Below are 2,178 nucleotides of genomic sequence, written 5' to 3' on the forward strand. Positions count from 1 at the left end.
TCGTTATGCTGGGTGCGCGAAGGCGGCCACCACCCCCCCCCCCCCCTCCCCCCTTCCCCCCCCCCCCCCCCCCCCCCCCCCCGGGCCGTCAACCCTTCGCGACCCGGTCGGCGACCGTCAGCCGCGGGTCAGCTTCTTGTAGGTGGCGCGGTGCGGACGAGCCGCGTCGGCACCCAGCCGGTCGATCTTGTTCTTCTCGTAGGACTCGAAGTTGCCCTCGAACCAGAACCACTTGCTGTCACCCTCGTAGGCGAGGATGTGGGTGGCCACCCGGTCCAGGAACCAGCGGTCGTGGGAGATGACCACGGCGCAGCCCGGGAACTCCAGCAGCGCGTTCTCCAGCGAGGAGAGCGTCTCGACGTCGAGGTCGTTGGTCGGCTCGTCGAGGAGCAGCAGGTTGCCGCCCTGCTTGAGGGTGAGCGCCAGGTTGAGGCGGTTGCGCTCACCACCGGAGAGCACGCCAGCCGGCTTCTGCTGGTCCGGGCCCTTGAAACCGAACGCGGAGACGTAGGCGCGGGACGGCATCTCGACCTGGCCGACGTTGATCCAGTCGAGGCCGTCGGAGACGACCTCCCACAGGGTCTTCTTCGGGTCGATGTTGGCCCGGCCCTGGTCGACGTAGCTGATCTTGACGGTCTCGCCGACCTTGACGTTGCCGCCGTCCGGGGTCTCCAGGCCCTGCAGCATCTTGAACAGGGTGGTCTTGCCGGCGCCGTTCGGGCCGATCACGCCGACGATGCCGTTGCGCGGCAGGGTGAAGCTCAGGTCGTCGATCAGGACCTTCTCACCGAAGGCCTTGTTGAGGTTGGCCACCTCGACCACGATGTTGCCCAGACGCGGGCCCGGCGGGATCTGGATCTCCTCGAAGTCCAGCTTCCGCATCTTGTCGGCCTCGGCCGCCATCTCCTCGTACCGGGCGAGACGGGCCTTGGACTTGGCCTGCCGGCCCTTGGCGTTGGAGCGGACCCACTCCAGCTCTTCCTTGAGCCGCTTGGCGCGCTTGGCGTCCTTCTGGCCCTCGACCTTGAGACGGGACTGCTTGGTCTCCAGGTAGGTGGAGTAGTTGCCCTCGTAGGGGTAGGCGCGACCGCGGTCGAGCTCGAGGATCCACTCGGCGACGTGGTCCAGGAAGTACCGGTCGTGGGTGACGGCCACCACGGTGCCCGCGTACTTGGCCAGGTGCTGCTCCAGCCAGTTCACCGACTCGGCGTCGAGGTGGTTGGTGGGCTCGTCGAGCAGCAGCAGGTCGGGCGCCTCCAGCAGCAGCTTGCAGAGCGCGACGCGGCGGCGCTCACCACCGGAGAGGCTGGTCACCGGCCAGTCGCCGGGCGGGCAGCCCAGGGCGTCCATGGCCTGCTCCAGCTGGGCGTCGAGGTCCCAGGCGTTGGCGTGGTCCAGCTCCTCCTGGAGCTTGCCCATCTCGTCGAGCAGCGCGTCCGAGTAGTCGGTCGCCATCAGCTCGGCGATCTCGTTGAACCGGTCGAGCTTGCCCTTGATCTCCTTGACGCCGTCCTGGACGTTCTCCAGAACCGTCTTGGACTCGTCCAGCGGCGGCTCCTGCAGGAGCATGCCGACGCTGAACCCGGGCGAGAGGAAGGCGTCGCCGTTGGAGGGCTGCTCCAGGCCGGCCATCATCTTCAGTACGGTGGACTTGCCGGCGCCGTTGGGGCCGACGACGCCGATCTTCGCCCCGGGGAGGAAGCTGAGCGTCACGTCGTCAAGGATGACCTTGTCGCCGTGTGCCTTGCGCACCTTGCGCATGGTGTAGATGAATTCCGCCACGTGAGATCGCTCCGGCGTCGTCGAAGAGTATTCGGGCTTGCAGCGTTCCATTGTGCCGCACAGGGGGCCCCATCCCGAACCCCCGCCCTGCCCCACGGCCGCCCCGAAGCGGGCTCCACCGCCCCGACCGCCCCGCAGCGGGCCCCCTTCTCCCTTCCGCCTCGCCCGCGTCCTCCTGCCCGGCGAACAGCGGTGGCCCGGTCCCCCCACCCCATCCTGCGGGTGGAAGGACCGGGCCACCGGCCTGCTTCTCCGAGCTCGCTGGCTATCCGCGCTCAGGCCTCAGTACGCGGGCCCAGCACTCAGCTTGCAATTTTAGCTTCTGTCGTCACTCTGCGTGTTTGCTGGTGGTCGGTTCGCTCTTGCGGTAGGGCGGTCGCTTGGATTTCGGGCGGT

Annotated in this window: 1 protein-coding gene; it reads right to left on the reverse strand. The window is 68.2% G+C overall.

Annotation, left to right across the window (positions count from 1 at the left end; genetic code table 11):
* Positions 1-117: 117 nt before the first annotated feature.
* The gene (gene ettA / locus ACZ38L_RS39215; protein ID WP_465702894.1) at positions 118-1,782 is read right to left on the reverse strand and encodes an energy-dependent translational throttle protein EttA; all 1,665 of its coding nucleotides are present in this window, start codon (positions 1,780-1,782) and stop codon (positions 118-120) included.
* Positions 1,783-2,178 lie beyond the last annotated feature (396 nt).

This window comes from Kitasatospora sp. NPDC024654 (assembly GCF_055559155.1).